Origin of the sequence: Enterobacter hormaechei subsp. xiangfangensis (assembly GCF_001729785.1) — a bacterium.
GTDB classification, from domain to species: Bacteria; Pseudomonadota; Gammaproteobacteria; order Enterobacterales; family Enterobacteriaceae; genus Enterobacter; species Enterobacter hormaechei_C.
The window spans coordinates 1,659,089-1,674,408 of record NZ_CP017183.1 but is presented as its reverse complement, the minus strand read 5'-3'; the positions used below and the strand labels follow the sequence as shown (position 1 = coordinate 1,674,408).

The following is a 15,320-nucleotide window of genomic DNA, read 5'->3' as shown; positions in this document are numbered from 1 at the left end:
AACAGAACGCTATTACAGAACAACAGGAGTTTTGGCATGGGGATGACCACCATGGGGGTTAAGCTGGATGACGCTACCCGCGAACGGATTAAAACCGCTGCGACCCGCATCGACCGCACACCGCACTGGTTAATCAAGCAGGCGATTTTTAACTATCTGGAAAGACTGGAGAGTGAAGAAGGTCTGCCGGAGCTGCCTGCCCTGCTGGCGGGCGCAGCGAACGAAAGCGAAGAAGCCGCGACGGCCGTTGAGGAGAACCACCAGCCGTTCCTCGAATTTGCCGAGCAGATCCTGCCGCAGTCCGTCAGCCGCGCCGCCATTACCGGCGCCTACCGCCGTGCCGAAACCGACGCCGTGCCGATGCTGCTGGAGCAGGCGCGCCTGCCTGAAGCCGTTGCCGCTCAGGCGCACAGCCTGGCGTATCAGCTCGCCGACAAGCTGCGTAATCAGAAAACCGCCAGCGGACGCGCCGGGATGGTTCAGGGTCTGCTGCAGGAGTTTTCCCTCTCCTCACAGGAAGGCGTGGCGCTGATGTGTCTGGCGGAAGCGCTGCTGCGTATTCCGGATAAAGCCACCCGCGATGCCCTGATCCGCGACAAAATCAGCAACGGCAACTGGCACTCTCACATTGGCCGCAGTCCGTCGCTGTTCGTTAACGCCGCCACCTGGGGCCTGCTGTTTACCGGCAAGCTGGTCTCCACCCATAACGAAGCCAACCTGTCGCGCTCCCTGAACCGCATCATCGGCAAGAGCGGCGAGCCGCTGATCCGCAAGGGCGTGGACATGGCGATGCGCCTGATGGGCGAGCAGTTCGTCACCGGGGAAACCATTGCCGAAGCGCTGGCGAACGCCCGCAAGCTGGAAGACAAAGGCTTCCGCTACTCCTACGACATGCTGGGTGAAGCGGCGCTGACCGCCGCCGACGCGCAGGCCTACATGGTCTCTTACCAGCAGGCGATCCACGCCATCGGTAAAGCGTCCAACGGTCGCGGTATTTATGAAGGTCCGGGCATCTCTATCAAGCTTTCCGCCCTGCACCCGCGCTACAGCCGTGCGCAGTACGACCGGGTGATGGAAGAACTCTACCCGCGCCTGAAGTCCCTGACCCTGCTGGCGCGCCAGTATGACATCGGCATCAACATCGACGCCGAAGAGGCGGACCGTCTGGAGATCTCCCTCGACCTGCTGGAAAAACTGTGCTTCGAGCCGGAGCTGGCGGGCTGGAACGGGATTGGTTTCGTTATCCAGGCCTACCAGAAACGCTGTCCGTTCGTCATTGACTACCTGATTGACCTGGCCAGCCGCAGCCGTCGCCGCCTGATGATCCGTCTGGTGAAGGGCGCCTACTGGGACAGCGAAATCAAACGCGCCCAGATGGAAGGTCTGGAAGGTTATCCGGTCTATACCCGCAAGGTCTATACCGACGTCTCTTACCTCGCCTGCGCGAAAAAACTGCTCGGCGTGCCGAACCTGATTTATCCTCAGTTCGCCACCCACAACGCCCACACCCTGGCGGCGATCTACAGCCTGGCGGGTCAGAACTACTATCCGGGCCAGTACGAGTTCCAGTGCCTGCACGGCATGGGCGAACCGCTGTACGAGCAGGTGACCGGTAAAGTGGCCGACGGCAAGCTGAACCGTCCGTGCCGAATCTATGCCCCGGTAGGTACCCACGAAACCCTGCTGGCCTACCTGGTGCGTCGTCTGCTGGAGAACGGGGCGAACACCTCCTTCGTTAACCGCATCGCCGATACCACCCTGCCGCTGGACGAACTGGTGGCCGATCCGGTACAGGCCGTTGAGAAGATGGCGGCGCAGGAAGGCCAGATTGGTCTGCCGCATCCGAAGATTGCCCTGCCGCGCGAGCTGTATGGTGCAGGTCGCGTCAACTCGGCGGGTCTGGATCTCGCCAACGAACACCGTCTGGCGTCGCTCTCTTCTGCCCTGCTAAACAGCGCATTGCAGAAGTGGCAGGCCAGGCCGATCCTTGAGCAGTCCGTTGAGGACGGTGAAATGCAGCCGGTGATCAACCCGGCAGAGCCGAAGGATATCGTCGGCTACGTGCGCGAAGCCACGGAAACGGAAGTGGAGCAGGCCCTGGAGAGCGCGGTGAACAACGCGCCAATCTGGTTTGCCACCCCGCCGCAGGAGCGTGCCGCCATTCTGGAACGCGCGGCGGTGCTGATGGAAGATCAGATGCAGCAGCTGATCGGCATTCTGGTGCGTGAAGCGGGTAAAACCTTCAGCAACGCCATCGCCGAAGTGCGCGAGGCGGTCGACTTCCTGCACTACTACGCCGGTCAGGTGCGCGATGATTTCGACAACGAAACCCACCGTCCGCTCGGCCCGGTGGTGTGTATCAGCCCGTGGAACTTCCCGCTGGCGATCTTCACCGGCCAGATTGCCGCGGCGCTGGCCGCAGGCAACAGCGTGCTGGCGAAACCGGCAGAGCAGACCCCGCTGATTGCCGCCCAGGGCATTAACATTCTGCTGGAAGCGGGCGTACCGGCGGGCGTGGTGCAGCTGCTGCCAGGGCGCGGTGAAACGGTCGGGGCCAAACTGACCTCCGATAACCGCGTACGCGGCGTGATGTTTACCGGTTCTACCGAAGTGGCCTCCCTGCTACAACGCAACATCGCCACCCGTCTGGATGCGCAGGGCCGTCCTACCCCGCTGATCGCTGAAACCGGCGGCATGAACGCCATGATCGTGGACTCCTCCGCACTCACCGAGCAGGTCGTCGTTGACGTGCTGGCTTCTGCCTTCGACAGCGCGGGCCAACGCTGTTCCGCCCTGCGCGTACTGTGCTTACAGGATGACGTGGCTGACCACACGCTGAAGATGCTGCGCGGTGCGATGGCGGAATGCCGCATGGGCAACCCGGGCCGTCTCACCACCGACATCGGGCCGGTGATCGACGCGGAAGCCAAAGCCAACATTGAAAACCACATTCAGACCATGCGTGCCAAAGGCCGTCCGGTGTTCCAGGCGGTGCGCGAGAACAGCGAAGATGCCCGCGAGTGGCAGACCGGCACCTTCGTGCCGCCAACGCTGATTGAGCTGGCAAGCTTCGACGAGCTGAAAAAAGAGGTCTTCGGCCCGGTACTGCACGTGGTGCGCTACAACCGTAACAACCTCAACGAGCTGATCGATCAGATCAACGCCTCGGGTTACGGCCTGACGCTTGGCGTGCATACCCGTATCGACGAAACCATTGCCCAGGTGACCGGCAATGCTAGAGTTGGCAACCTGTACGTCAACCGCAACATGGTTGGCGCGGTCGTGGGCGTGCAGCCGTTTGGCGGTGAAGGTCTCTCCGGCACCGGCCCGAAAGCGGGCGGTCCGCTCTATCTGTACCGTCTGCTGGCAAACCGTCCGGAAAATGCGCTGGGCGTGACGCTGGCGCGTCAGGACGCGGAATATCCGGTGGATGCGCAGGTGAAAGCCGTGCTGACCCAGCCGCTGGACGCGCTGATTAAGTGGGCTGAAAATCGTCCTGAGCTGCGTGCGATTGCACAGCAGTACGGCGAGCTGGCGCAGGCGGGAACACAGCGTCTGCTGCCGGGTCCTACCGGCGAGCGCAACACCTGGACGCTGATGCCGCGCGAGCGTGTGCTGTGCGTGGCGGATAACGAGCAGGATGCGCTGGTGCAGCTGGCAGCCGCAACGGCAACGGGCTGTGAGGTGCTGTGGCCGGAAGATGCCCTGCATCGCGACCTCGCCAAACAGTTGCCAAAAGCGGTTTCGGCCCGCATTCGCTTTGCGAAGGCCGATGCCCTGCTGACCCAGCCGTTTGACGCGGTGATCTACCACGGTGATTCCGACCAGCTGCGCGAACTGTGCGAGCAGGTTGCGGCCCGCAGCGGTGCCATCGTTTCCGTGCAGGGCTTTGCGCGCGGGGAAACCAACCTGCTGCTGGAGCGTCTGTACGTTGAGCGCTCGCTCAGCGTCAACACCGCGGCGGCGGGGGGTAACGCCAGCCTGATGACAATCGGCTAACGCTGTGCTAATAAGGCTCCGGAGACGGAGCCTTATTTTATTGGGGAGTGTATGAAACGATATCTTATCGCAGGCGCAGCACTGCTGCTCAGCGCCAGCGCGCTGGCCGACGAGTGCGACAAAGCGACCACCCAGACAGAACTCAGTGCCTGTGCGGCAGAGCAGTACCAGGCTGCGGATAAAAAGCTCAACCAGACGTACCAGGCCGCCATCAAACGCGCGGCAGCCCCTCAGCGCGACCTGCTGAAAAAGGCGCAGCAGGCGTGGATCGCCCTGCGTGACGCAGACTGTAAATTGATGGGTTCAGGAACCGAAGGTGGCACTATTCAGCCGATGATTATCAACCAGTGCCTGACGGAGAAAACAGCGGAGCGCGAAGCCTTTCTGGCCTCGTTGATGCAGTGTGAAGAGGGCAATTTAAGCTGCCCTTTCCAACCGGCTGATTAGCGCACACGGATCCCTTCGATAATCATCCGCTGTACGTTTTCCAGGGTGCTCTGGAAAAACGCCTCGTCCTGGAGCGTTTTACCGGTCACCGCCTCGACCTGGGCCGCGAAGTCAGCGTAGTGCTGGGTTGAGGCCCAAATCATGAAGATCAGATGATGCGGATCGACGGGCGCCAGTTTTCCGCTGGCGACCCATCCGGCAATAATGGCCGATTTATCGTCCACCAGCTGCTTTAGATCTCCCGTCAGCTCCGCCTGCAACAGCGGCGCGCCCTGCAACATCTCCAGACAGAACAGCCTGGATGCCTGCGGGTAATCACGCGATACCTCCAGCTTCAGCCTTATGTACTCCTCTATCGCCACCAGCGGGGCCAGCTCTTCGCGAAACGCCTTGAGAGGTGCCAGCCAGATATCGAGGATTTGCTGCATCACCGCCACATACAGCGCCTCTTTCGACGGGTAGTAGTAGAGCAGATTGGTCTTGGACACCCCGGCCTGCTCCGCCACCTGCTCAAGGCGCGTACCGTGAATACCAAACTGCGAAAATGTCTCCAGCGCAGCGCTGAGGATCGCCTGTTTCTTGGCGCTCACCGCCTGCGAACGTTTTCCGGGTGTTTTCACTGCGCCTTGTGTCATTTTCGCTCTCCATTTTCTGTCCTGCGCTCAGCATAGCAAAACCCCCGTCTCGCCACGACCTTCTGCACCCTCAGCGCGCATGAGTGCCTGTTTTCTGTGCAATGATTTTGACCATCTAGTCCACATTTTCGCTGTTAATTTCAACAACCATCATTTAACACCCTAATAACAAAGTGATTTTCAAAACTGGCACTGCCTTTGCAAAAACATCGTGACACCTGCGACGTAATGAAGAGAGGTTCGTGATGAAAATTGGCGTATTTGTACCGATCGGCAACAACGGCTGGCTTATCTCGACCACTGCCCCGCAATACATGCCGACCTTTGAGCTGAATAAAGCCATCGTGCAGAAAGCGGAGCATTACCATTTCGACTTTGCGCTCTCGATGATCAAGCTGCGCGGTTTCGGCGGTAAGACCGAATTCTGGGACCACAACCTGGAGTCCTTTACCCTGATGGCGGGCCTGGCGGCGGTCACCTCGCGGATCCAGATCTACGCCACCGCCGCCACCCTTACCCTGCCCCCGGCGATCGTGGCGCGGATGGCCTCCACCATCGACTCCATCTCCGGCGGGCGCTTTGGCGTTAACCTGGTCACCGGCTGGCAAAAGCCGGAGTACGAGCAGATGGGGATCTGGCCGGGGGACGATTACTTCTCCCGTCGCTACGACTACCTGACTGAATATGTGCAGGTGCTGCGCGATCTGTGGGGCACCGGCAAAAGCGATTTCAAAGGCGATTTCTTCACCATGAACGACTGCCGCGTCAGCCCGCAGCCGTCGGTGCCGATGAAGGTTATCTGCGCCGGGCAGAGCGACGCCGGGATGGAATTCTCCGCGAAATACGCCGACTTCAACTTCTGCTTCGGCAAAGGCGTTAACACCCCTGCCGCCTTCGCGCCCACTGCGGCACGCATGAAAGCGGCCGCCGATAAAACCGGGCGCGACGTGGGCTCCTACGTGCTGTTTATGGTGATTGCCGACGAAACCGATGACGCCGCGCGCGCCAAATGGGAACGATACAAGGACGGCGCGGATGACGAAGCGCTGAGCTGGCTGACCGAGCAGAGCCAGAAGGATACCCGCTCCGGCGCGGACACCAACGTTCGCCAGATGGCCGACCCGACGTCTGCCGTCAATATCAACATGGGCACCCTGGTTGGCTCGTATGCCAGCGTCGCCAGAATGCTCGACGAAGTGGCTGCCGTGCCCGGCGCCGAAGGCGTGCTGCTGACCTTCGATGATTTTCTCACCGGCGTGGAAACCTTCGGCGAGCGCATTCAGCCGCTGATGCAGTGCCGCGCCCACATCCCTGCCGTGACGAAGGAGGTGGCGTAATGACGACCCTCAACGCTCGCCCGGAAGCCATTACCTTTGACGCGCAGCGCAGCGCGCTGATCGTGGTGGATATGCAAAACGCCTATGCCAGTAAAGGCGGGTATCTGGATCTGGCCGGGTTTGACGTCTCCACCACGCAGCCGGTGATTGAGAACATCAAAACCGCCGTGCACGCTGCGCGCGCTGCGGGCATGCTCATCGTCTGGTTCCAGAACGGCTGGGACGACCAGTACGTCGAAGCTGGTGGTCCCGGCTCCCCCAACTTTCACAAATCCAACGCCCTGAAAACCATGCGCCAACGGCCAGAACTCCAGGGCACGCTGCTGGCGAAAGGCGGCTGGGATTATCAGCTGGTGGATGAGCTGGTACCGGAAGCCAGCGATATCGTACTGCCGAAACCGCGCTACAGCGGCTTTTTCAATACCCCGCTCGACAGCCTGCTGCGCAGCCGGGGCATTCGTCATCTGGTCTTTACGGGCATTGCCACCAACGTCTGCGTGGAGTCGACCCTGCGCGACGGCTTTTTCCTCGAGTATTTTGGCGTGGTGCTGGAAGACGCTACCCATCAGGCCGGGCCGGATTTTGCCCAGAAAGCCGCCCTGTTCAATATCGAAACCTTTTTTGGCTGGGTCAGTAACGTCAATGATTTCTGCGACGCGCTGAATCCCCCGCTCGCCCGCATCGCCTGAGGAGAAACGCTATGCCGAAATCCGTGATTATTCCGCCGGGCACCAGCACCCCGATTGCCCCCTTCGTTCCCGGCACCCTCGCCGACGGCGTGGTGTATGTCTCGGGCACGCTGCCGTTTGATAAAGACAACAACGTGGTGTTTATCAACGACCCAAAGGGGCAAACCCGCCACGTGCTGGAGACGATCAAAACCGTGATCGAAACGGCGGGTGGTACGATGGAGGACGTGACCTTCAACAGCATCTTTATCACCGACTGGAAAAACTACGCCGCGATTAACGAAATCTACGCGGAGTTTTTCCCCGGCGATAAACCGGCGCGGTTTTGCATCCAGTGCGGGCTGGTAAAGCCCGAAGCGCTGGTTGAAATTGCCACCGTTGCGCACATCGCGAAGTGAGGCCGCCATGAAACTGTCCATTTCCCCGCCCCCCTTTGCGGGCGCGCCCGTGGTGGTACTGATTGCCGGGCTCGGCGGCAGCGGGAGCTACTGGCTGCCTCAGCTCGCCGTGCTGGGGCAGGAGTATCAGGTGGTGTGCTACGACCAGCGGGGCACGGGGAATAACCCGGATACCCTGCCGGAAGACTACACCCTCGCACACATGGCCGACGAGCTCGCACTGGCGTTAGCCGGGGCCGGGATCGCCCGTTACTGCGTGGTCGGCCACGCGCTGGGGGCGCTGGTGGGCCTGCGGCTGGCCATCGATAAGCCCGACGCCCTTACCGCGCTGGTCTGCGTCAACGGCTGGCTGACGCTCAATGCCCATACCCGACGCTGTTTTGACGTTCGCGAACGTCTGCTGCATTCGGGCGGCGCGCAGGCGTGGGTAGAGGCACAGCCGTTGTTCCTCTACCCGGCAGACTGGATGGCCGCCCGCGCCCCGCGGCTGGAGGCCGAGCACGCGCTGGCGCTGGCCCATTTTCAGGGCAAAGCCAATCTGCTGCGCAGGCTGCATGCCCTGAAACAGGCCGATTTCAGCCGCCACGCTGCACGCGTTCGCTGCCCCGTGCAGATTATCTGTTCCACCGACGATCTGCTGGTGCCGTCCGTCTGTTCTGATGAACTGCACGCCGCACTCCCGCACGCCCGCAAAACGGTCATGCGCCAGGGCGGGCATGCCTGCAACGTGACCGCGCCGGACATCTTTAACACTCTGCTGCTGAACGGGCTTGCCAGCCTGCTGCACAGCCCAGAATCCGCTTTGTAAGGAGTTTGAATGAGCGAAGCCATCACGCCCGCCGCGCTGGAAACGCTGTTTACCGGCGCACGTACCCATAACGGCTGGCTGGATATACCGGTCAGTGACGAGACGCTGCACGAGATTTATGACCTGATGAAATGGGGGCCGACGTCCGCCAACTGCTCCCCGGCGCGCATTGTGTTTGTGCGAAGCCCGGAAGGAAAAGAAAAGCTGCGCCCGGCGCTCTCCAGCGGCAACCTTGAGAAAACGCTCACTGCCCCGGTCACGGCGATTGTCGCCTGGGACAGCGAGTTTTATGAGCGCCTGCCTGAACTGTTCCCGCACGGCGATGCCAGAAGCTGGTTTACCGCAAGCCCCGCGCTGGCGGAAGAAACCGCCTTTCGCAACAGCTCAATGCAGGCCGCGTTCCTGATTTTCGCCTGCCGCGCGCTCGGGCTCGACACCGGGCCGATGTCCGGTTTTGACCGGGAAAAAGTGGACGCGGCCTTTTTCACGGGCACGCTGCTTAAAAGCAATCTGCTGATCAACATCGGCTACGGCGATACGACCAAACTGTACGGACGCCTGCCGCGTCTGGCCTTTGACGATGCCTGCGGGCTGGCGTAAGGAGCCATCATGACGACACCCGATCAACAAACGTTCCGTGATGCCATGGCCTGCGTCGGTGCGGCGGTCAATATCATCACCACCGACGGCCCGGCGGGAATGGCGGGCTTTACCGCAAGCGCGGTATGCAGCGTAACCGATACCCCGCCCACTCTGCTGGTGTGCCTCAACCGCGGCGCGTCGGTCTGGCCGATTTTCAGCGAGAACCGCACCCTGTGCGTTAACACGCTGAGTGCCGGACAGGAGCCTTTATCCAACCTGTTTGGCGGGAAAACGCCGATGGCGGACCGCTTTGCCGCTGCCCGCTGGCAGACAGGCGACACGGGCTGCCCGCGTCTGGAAAATGCGCTGGCCTCGTTCGACTGCCGCATCAGCCAGGTGGTGAGCGTTGGCACTCACGACATTCTGTTTTGCGACATCGTATCCATCGTACGCCACCCGGCGCCGCAAGGGCTGGTGTGGTTCGACCGCGGCTATCACGCACTTATGCGACCCGCCTGTTAATCCGCATTCAGGAGACAGATCATGTTCGGACTTCCCCACTGGCAGTTGAAATCGACCTCCACAGAAGCAGGCGTGGTCGCGCCGGATGAAAGGCTCCCGCTCGGGCAGACAATGGTGATGGGCGTGCAGCATGCGGTCGCGATGTTTGGTGCGACGGTGCTGATGCCCATGCTGATGGGGCTGGATCCTAACCTCGCCATTTTGATGTCGGGTATGGGTACCCTGCTGTTCTTTTTTGTCACCGGCGGGCGTGTGCCCAGCTATCTGGGCTCCAGCGCCGCCTTCGTTGGAGTGGTCATTGCAGCGACCGGGTTTAACGGTCAGGGTATTAACCCCAACCTGAGCGTGGCCCTCGGCGGCATTATCGCCTGTGGGCTGGTCTATACCCTGACCGGTCTGGTGGTGATCAAAGTCGGCACACGCTGGATCGAGCGGATGATGCCCCCCGTCGTCACCGGGGCGGTGGTGATGGCGATAGGCCTGAACCTCGCGCCGATTGCGGTGAAGAGCGTTTCCGGCTCACCGTTTGAAAGCTGGATGGCGGTGATTACGGTGCTGTGCATCGGCGTGGTGGCGGTCTTTACGCGCGGCATGATCCAGCGGCTGCTGATCCTGGTCGGGCTGATTGCGGCCTGTCTGGTCTACGCGCTGCTGGCGAACGTGCTCGGCCTCGGCAAACCGGTTGATTTCACACTGATTCATCAGGCCGCCTGGTTCGGCATGCCGCACATAACCTCGCCCACCTTTAACGCTCAGGCGATGATGCTCATCGCGCCTGTCGCGGTGATTCTGGTGGCTGAAAACCTGGGCCATTTGAAAGCCGTAGCGGGAATGACCGGCCGCAATATGGACCCGTATATGGGACGGGCGTTTGTGGGAGACGGTCTGGCGACCATGCTCTCCGGCTCGGTCGGCGGCAGCGGCGTGACGACCTACGCGGAAAACATCGGCGTGATGGCAGTGACCAAAGTCTACTCGACGCTGGTCTTCGTGGCGGCGGCGGTGATGGCGATGCTGCTCGGCTTTTCCCCAAAATTCGGCGCATTGATCCACACCATCCCGGCACCCGTGATTGGCGGCGCCTCGATTGTGGTATTTGGTCTTATTGCCGTCGCGGGGGCACGTATCTGGGTGCAGAATCATGTTGATCTGAGCCAGAATGGTAACCTGATCATGGTGGCGGTGACACTGGTGCTGGGGGCGGGTGATTTCGCCCTGACGCTGGGCGGGTTTACGGTAGGCGGGATTGGCACGGCGACCTTCGGCGCGATCCTGCTCAACGCCCTGCTGAGCCGCCGGAAAAGGGATGTACCGCAAGGAAAAGCCATCACCCCTTCCACCTGAAATACGTGCCGCATTCTTGCCGGGTGACGCTACGCTTACCCGGCCTACAATTGGCAAGTAGGCCCGAGCAAGCGAAGCGCCGCCGGGCTAAACGGACAGGGTGCGCGTTGTTAGCTATCTGCCCCTTGTTCAGCGCTCAATCCGGCAGTCGCCTTACGTCGTTTTTTTAACTTCAACTCGCTCACCAGCACCCCGGCGATAATAAATGCCGCGCCCACCAGCGCCAGCAGCGGCAGACGCTCCCCGGCGAGTCGCCCGAAAATACCCGCCCACACCGGTTCACCGGTGTAAATGACCGTCGCCCGTGTCGGGGATACGCTGCGCTGCGCCCAGTTCATGGTAACCTGGATAATGGCGCTGAAAATGCCCAGCCCCAGCGCCACGACGATAAGCCCGGTAGACATCGGCGGGACGGACTCCCCTGCCGGCACCATCGTCGCGAACGCCACCAGCGACGCGGTGGCAAGCTGCACCACCGTCACCCGCTTGACGTCCACTTTTCCTGCCCAGGCGCTAATCAGAATAATTTCTGCCGCAATGGCGACGGCCCCCACCAGAGTGATGATCTCCCCCGGCCCCAGCGCCAGCAGATTATTTTCCGGCCCGGCTAATAAAATAAGGCCGATGAACGCCAGCACGATGCCAATGCACGACATCAGGCCCGGCATTCTGCCGAGGCACAGCCACTGCAACAGCGGCACCAGCGGTACGTACATGGCGGTGATGAAGGCGGATTTACTGCTGGAGATAGACTGGAGCCCCCACGTTTGCAGGCTGTAACCCATGGCAATCGCCACGCCAATGGCGACACCCGCTTTAAGCTCTCTCAGGGTCAATCCGCGCAGGGTTTTCAGTGAAATAAGCGCCACGGCAACCGCCGCGGTTGCAAAACGCAGCCCTACAAAGAAAAACGGATCGCTCATCGTGACCGCGTACTGAACGGCAAGAAAGGTTCCGCCCCAGAACATGGTGATCAAAATCAGGATCGCTTCCTGAGGCTTAATGGAGAAGGTAAAACGGGAAACGGACATGGGACACCAGCACGAAGAATCAATCCTGTAGTGTGCGATGCCTTTGATGACAGTTCAATGTAGCAGACATAAAAAAACCGCCGGGAAACCCGGCGGCAGAGAGTTAACCCGGCGTACTACTTGTTGCTGCCGTGGCTATTTTTACCCCCTTTTTTACCAGCCTCTGATGCGCGCTGAGGGTCGTTTTTAAAGTTGCCCCCGCTAGACTGGCCACCTTTACGACCTGCTTCTGATGCTCTTTCACGGTCTTCAGCGAAATTACCTGAACCACCACGATGGTTTGCCATCTCTAACCTCCAGAGTGTGAAACATTAGACATCATATTGCATTCAGTAAAAGAGGATTCTTTCACCTCGCGGCTCAAGGACAGTGCCTTTATCTGTGCCGCGTGAAACTAAGCTTAGTGTAATGCGGCTATCCGGCAAGCGAGAGGTAATATTCTGCAACATGATCTCAGCCTTTCGTATGAAATATTGAGGAAGTCATTCATAAGCCATTCTTATATTTTGAAAAATCCCCGCCGCGAAAGTTGTTTCATTTTGCTACAAGGCGCATAACCAAAAGATATTGTTATATATCAAAGAAATGCCGTTCATTTTTGCAGTCTGGCTGTGATGTCATATCTTTAAAGGAACGCAGCGATCCGCTGTAAGAAAAACCAACGAGGAGTGATGCAAAATGGCAAAAGTTCTGGTGCTCTATTATTCCATGTATGGACACATTGAAACCATGGCTCACGCAGTAGCAGAAGGCGCAAACAAAGTAGACGGCGTTGAGGTCGTGGTTAAACGCGTACCGGAAACCATGCAGGCGGAAGCCTTCGCCAAAGCCGGGGGGAAAACACAAAACGCCCCGGTCGCCACCCCGCAGGAGCTCGCGGACTATGATGCCATTATCTTCGGCACCCCGACCCGCTTCGGCAATATGTCCGGCCAGATGCGCACCTTCCTCGACCAGACGGGCGGGCTCTGGGCCTCCGGCGCGTTATACGGCAAGCTGGCCAGCGTGTTCAGCTCTACCGGCACGGGCGGCGGCCAGGAGCAGACGATCACTTCCACCTGGACAACGCTTGCGCATCATGGGATGGTCATTGTGCCGATTGGCTACGGCGCGCAGGAACTGTTTGATGTCTCCCAGGTCCGTGGTGGTACGCCCTATGGCGCAACAACGATTGCCGGTGGGGATGGTTCACGTCAGCCAAGCAATGAAGAACTTTCAATCGCCCGCTATCAGGGTGAATACGTCGCGGGTCTTGCCAAAAAACTGAACGGCTAACCTAACAGGAGGACAAGTATGCCAACTCAAGAATCCAAAGCTCACCACGTGGGCGAATGGGCAAGTTTACGCAATACCTCTCCGGAGATTGCCGAAGCCATCTTTGAAGTCGCCAATTATGACGAAAAGCTGGCTGAACAGATTTGGGAAGAAGGCAACGATGAAGTGCTGGTTCGCGCCTTCAAAAAAACCGACAAAGACTCGCTGTTCTGGGGCGAGCAAACCATCGAACGTAAAAACGTCTGAACGTTCCCCCCGCCCACGCGGGGGGTTATTTTCTATTTCGCCGCGTTATCCATCACCGCATTGAATTTATCGACAGGACAGAAGCCGTTGCCATCCACCGGACAGCCCTTCAGCTCCAGCGTCACGCGCTGCGCAGGGGATTGCAGCGACAGTACGCTGGCGTTACGCAGCTGATCTGAACTCTGGTAAACATACTCAATTTTCATCAGCTCCTGGTTAGTGTTTTTATCATGCCAGCGCTGGAAGACAATTTTACCGCCAATCGGGGTTCTTTCCTGCTGGTCGTGCAGCTGATAAGGCCTGAAGTCCAGCGCGGTCAGCAGCGAGGCGATGTTAGAGTCGTGCCCTACCAGCAGGGTGATTTTTGGCGCTTTTGCCTGGTCGGTCACCAGCGCTTTATCAATGTACTTCACCAGCGGTTTAGCCACGTTCTGCGCCACCTCCGTCGACGTAAACAGCGAGTCCTGATAGCCGTTTTTCAGCTTCGACAGCACGCGCCACTGCTGATCGGTTTTGATTTCCCCCCAGGCAACCTGGTCTGTCGGGAAGCCTTCGTAATACTGTAGCGTGAAAGCATCTACCAGCGAGTTACCCACCTTCAGCGGCCCGGAGACGCCCGGCTCTTTTTCATAATCGGCGCTGAACGTATCTTTCGCCTCCGTCAGGGAGCAGACTTTTTTCTCCTTGCAGGACGGCGAGTCGCTGTAGTTTGTCAGCTGTTCCAGCAGTTTGTAGCTTTCATCCAGCTGCATTTTCTGCCGTTCCGTCTCCATCGCTTTCAGCGCTTTCTCGCGAAACTCAGGGGAGTTATCGGTAATGACCGGATTGAAGGTGGGGTCCATGGTGCCCATTTTTTCCTGGTGATGCACAGGAACATCGCACCCGGGGAACGCGCCGGTGATAAAGAACTGCGCGGTCGCCACGGTGCGCTGGAGGCTGTTGGCGTAGGCATAGACGGTATCCGCTGGCGGGCATTCACCCGTCTTCACCATCCCCTGCTCTGCCAGCCACTCGCGCATATAGTGACCCATATACACTTCCAGTACGCCACCTTTGGTGGTGAGCTGTCCACCCGGGACGTCCCACTCCGGCCACTGCTTCGGCGTGGACTGCTCCAGCACGCTGCCGTTATTGGCAAGCGGCGCGCGCAGGTTGTGGCGGCTCATGATGAGCACCTGTTCCAGCTGATAGCCATCCGGCGTGTCCTGTGCCTGCGCCCCAAACGTCACTGAAAGCGTTCCTGCCACGGCGACAGCGAGTAGTGCTTTTCTCATCCCTTTTTCCTCATGCGTTTTTATCGTTACGCTGAGTGTGACAGACTGGTGACCGTTTTTTCGGGAAGCATTTCTCAAACTGATGAATACGTTCAGATGCTGATGCCGGTGACGATGCCGACATACAGCGCCGCCCATGCGCAGGCTGACAGCAGGCTAACGACGTAAACCTTCATCGCGCTCATCCTGAGCATGCCGGCCGCCAGCGGCACGATATAACGCAGCACCGCCAGGAAACGCGACGTGAACAGCGCGACTACGCCGTTCTTTTGCAGCTGATGCTGTACCCGCAGAATCTTATCGGCATGTTTTGCGGTGAGGCGTGACACCAGCCGGGTATGCCCCATCAGCTGGCCGATATGGTAATTCAGCACCGAACCTGCCGTAGCGCCCATCACCACCGCCAGCCACGTCATTCCGGGATGCAGACTCGACTGGCTGACGGCGATCCCCGCCATCAGCATGACCGATGCGGGCGGCAGCACCGAGGAGACCAGCACCGTCGATTTACTCAACGCCATAACAACGAGCAGCGCGAACAGATGCGTCGGATAATGCGCAAAATGATCCAGCAGCGTGTCCAGCCATGCCATTTTACTCTCTCCGGTAACAAATGAATTCTCCATTTAAAAAGAAAACAGTTAAATAAAACCTCAACATGCGTTTAATACTATTCATTTAAACCGTTCTTCAACATTATTAAAATTCCTCAGCAGCAGTTTTAAATAAGCGT

Annotated in this window: 16 protein-coding genes; 11 read left to right on the top strand and 5 right to left on the bottom strand. The window is 59.3% G+C overall.

The annotated features are described in order from the left end of the window. Positions 1–36 precede the first annotated feature (36 nt). Positions 37–3,999, top strand: a complete 3,963-nt coding sequence (putA, locus tag BFV63_RS07840; RefSeq protein WP_023324434.1) for a trifunctional transcriptional regulator/proline dehydrogenase/L-glutamate gamma-semialdehyde dehydrogenase — start codon at positions 37–39, stop codon at positions 3,997–3,999. Between the two features lie 51 nt (positions 4,000–4,050). Continuing rightward, complete coding sequence (locus tag BFV63_RS07835) at positions 4,051–4,446, top strand: lysozyme inhibitor LprI family protein (protein ID WP_015570864.1); 396 nt, start codon at positions 4,051–4,053, stop codon at positions 4,444–4,446. Here BFV63_RS07835 and rutR read toward each other — a convergent pair. Further along, positions 4,443–5,081: an HTH-type transcriptional regulator RutR gene (gene rutR / locus BFV63_RS07830; protein WP_023324433.1), complete on the bottom strand. Its 639-nt coding sequence runs from the start codon at positions 5,079–5,081 to the stop codon at positions 4,443–4,445. The two genes, BFV63_RS07835 and rutR, sit on opposite strands and share 4 nt — an antisense overlap. Positions 5,082–5,326: 245 nt before the next feature. Between rutR and rutA the strand changes: the two genes are divergently transcribed. From rutA to rutG, 7 genes are read left to right on the top strand one after another with little or no spacing between them, the layout of a single operon-like run. After that, complete coding sequence (rutA, locus tag BFV63_RS07825) at positions 5,327–6,418, top strand: pyrimidine utilization protein A (RefSeq protein WP_003858092.1); 1,092 nt, start codon at positions 5,327–5,329, stop codon at positions 6,416–6,418. Then, entirely contained in the window at positions 6,418–7,107 is a 690-nt protein-coding gene (gene rutB / locus BFV63_RS07820) for a pyrimidine utilization protein B (RefSeq protein WP_023324432.1), read from the top strand. Before rutA ends, rutB begins: the two co-directional genes overlap by 1 nt. An 11-nt stretch (positions 7,108–7,118) precedes the next feature. Next, positions 7,119–7,505: a pyrimidine utilization protein C gene (gene rutC, locus BFV63_RS07815; protein ID WP_003858097.1), complete on the top strand. Its 387-nt coding sequence runs from the start codon at positions 7,119–7,121 to the stop codon at positions 7,503–7,505. 7 nt (positions 7,506–7,512) lie between these two features. Beyond that, a complete protein-coding gene (rutD, locus tag BFV63_RS07810) occupies positions 7,513–8,313 on the top strand; it encodes a pyrimidine utilization protein D (RefSeq protein ID WP_003858098.1) in 801 nt (266 codons plus the stop codon). Between the two features lie 9 nt (positions 8,314–8,322). After that, on the top strand, positions 8,323–8,913 hold the full coding sequence (locus BFV63_RS07805) for a malonic semialdehyde reductase (protein WP_003858101.1): 591 nt from the start codon (positions 8,323–8,325) through the stop codon (positions 8,911–8,913). 9 nt (positions 8,914–8,922) lie between these two features. Then, positions 8,923–9,417, top strand: coding sequence for an NADH-dependent FMN reductase RutF (rutF, locus tag BFV63_RS07800; RefSeq protein WP_003858102.1), 495 nt, complete (start codon positions 8,923–8,925; stop codon positions 9,415–9,417). Between the two features lie 21 nt (positions 9,418–9,438). After that, entirely contained in the window at positions 9,439–10,761 is a 1,323-nt protein-coding gene (gene rutG / locus BFV63_RS07795; protein ID WP_048241049.1) for a pyrimidine utilization transport protein G, read from the top strand. A gap of 110 nt (positions 10,762–10,871) precedes the next feature. On the opposite strand, the gene BFV63_RS07790 is transcribed toward rutG, so the two are convergent. After that, positions 10,872–11,792 carry a DMT family transporter gene (locus tag BFV63_RS07790; RefSeq protein ID WP_003858106.1) on the bottom strand — a complete coding sequence of 307 codons (921 nt, stop codon included), beginning with the start codon at positions 11,790–11,792 and terminating at the stop codon, positions 10,872–10,874. Between the two features lie 116 nt (positions 11,793–11,908). Next, positions 11,909–12,079: a con-10 family general stress protein gene (locus BFV63_RS07785; RefSeq protein WP_001273664.1), complete on the bottom strand. Its 171-nt coding sequence runs from the start codon at positions 12,077–12,079 to the stop codon at positions 11,909–11,911. A gap of 391 nt (positions 12,080–12,470) precedes the next feature. Here BFV63_RS07785 and wrbA point away from each other — a divergent pair, with 391 nt between their 5' ends. Both wrbA and BFV63_RS07775 read left to right on the top strand, forming a co-directional pair. Continuing rightward, on the top strand, positions 12,471–13,067 hold the full coding sequence (wrbA, locus tag BFV63_RS07780; RefSeq protein WP_003858109.1) for an NAD(P)H:quinone oxidoreductase: 597 nt from the start codon (positions 12,471–12,473) through the stop codon (positions 13,065–13,067). Positions 13,068–13,085: 18 nt separating this feature from the next. After that, on the top strand, positions 13,086–13,313 hold the full coding sequence (locus BFV63_RS07775; RefSeq protein ID WP_003858110.1) for a YccJ family protein: 228 nt from the start codon (positions 13,086–13,088) through the stop codon (positions 13,311–13,313). A 32-nt stretch (positions 13,314–13,345) separates the two neighbouring features. Here BFV63_RS07775 and agp read toward each other — a convergent pair whose 3' ends face one another. Together agp and BFV63_RS07765 are read right to left on the bottom strand one after the other, a co-directional pair. After that, complete coding sequence (agp, locus tag BFV63_RS07770) at positions 13,346–14,587, bottom strand: bifunctional glucose-1-phosphatase/inositol phosphatase (protein ID WP_032657984.1); 1,242 nt, start codon at positions 14,585–14,587, stop codon at positions 13,346–13,348. A 92-nt stretch (positions 14,588–14,679) separates the two neighbouring features. Beyond that, entirely contained in the window at positions 14,680–15,180 is a 501-nt protein-coding gene (locus BFV63_RS07765) for a DedA family protein (RefSeq protein WP_003858113.1), read from the bottom strand. Positions 15,181–15,320 lie beyond the last annotated feature (140 nt).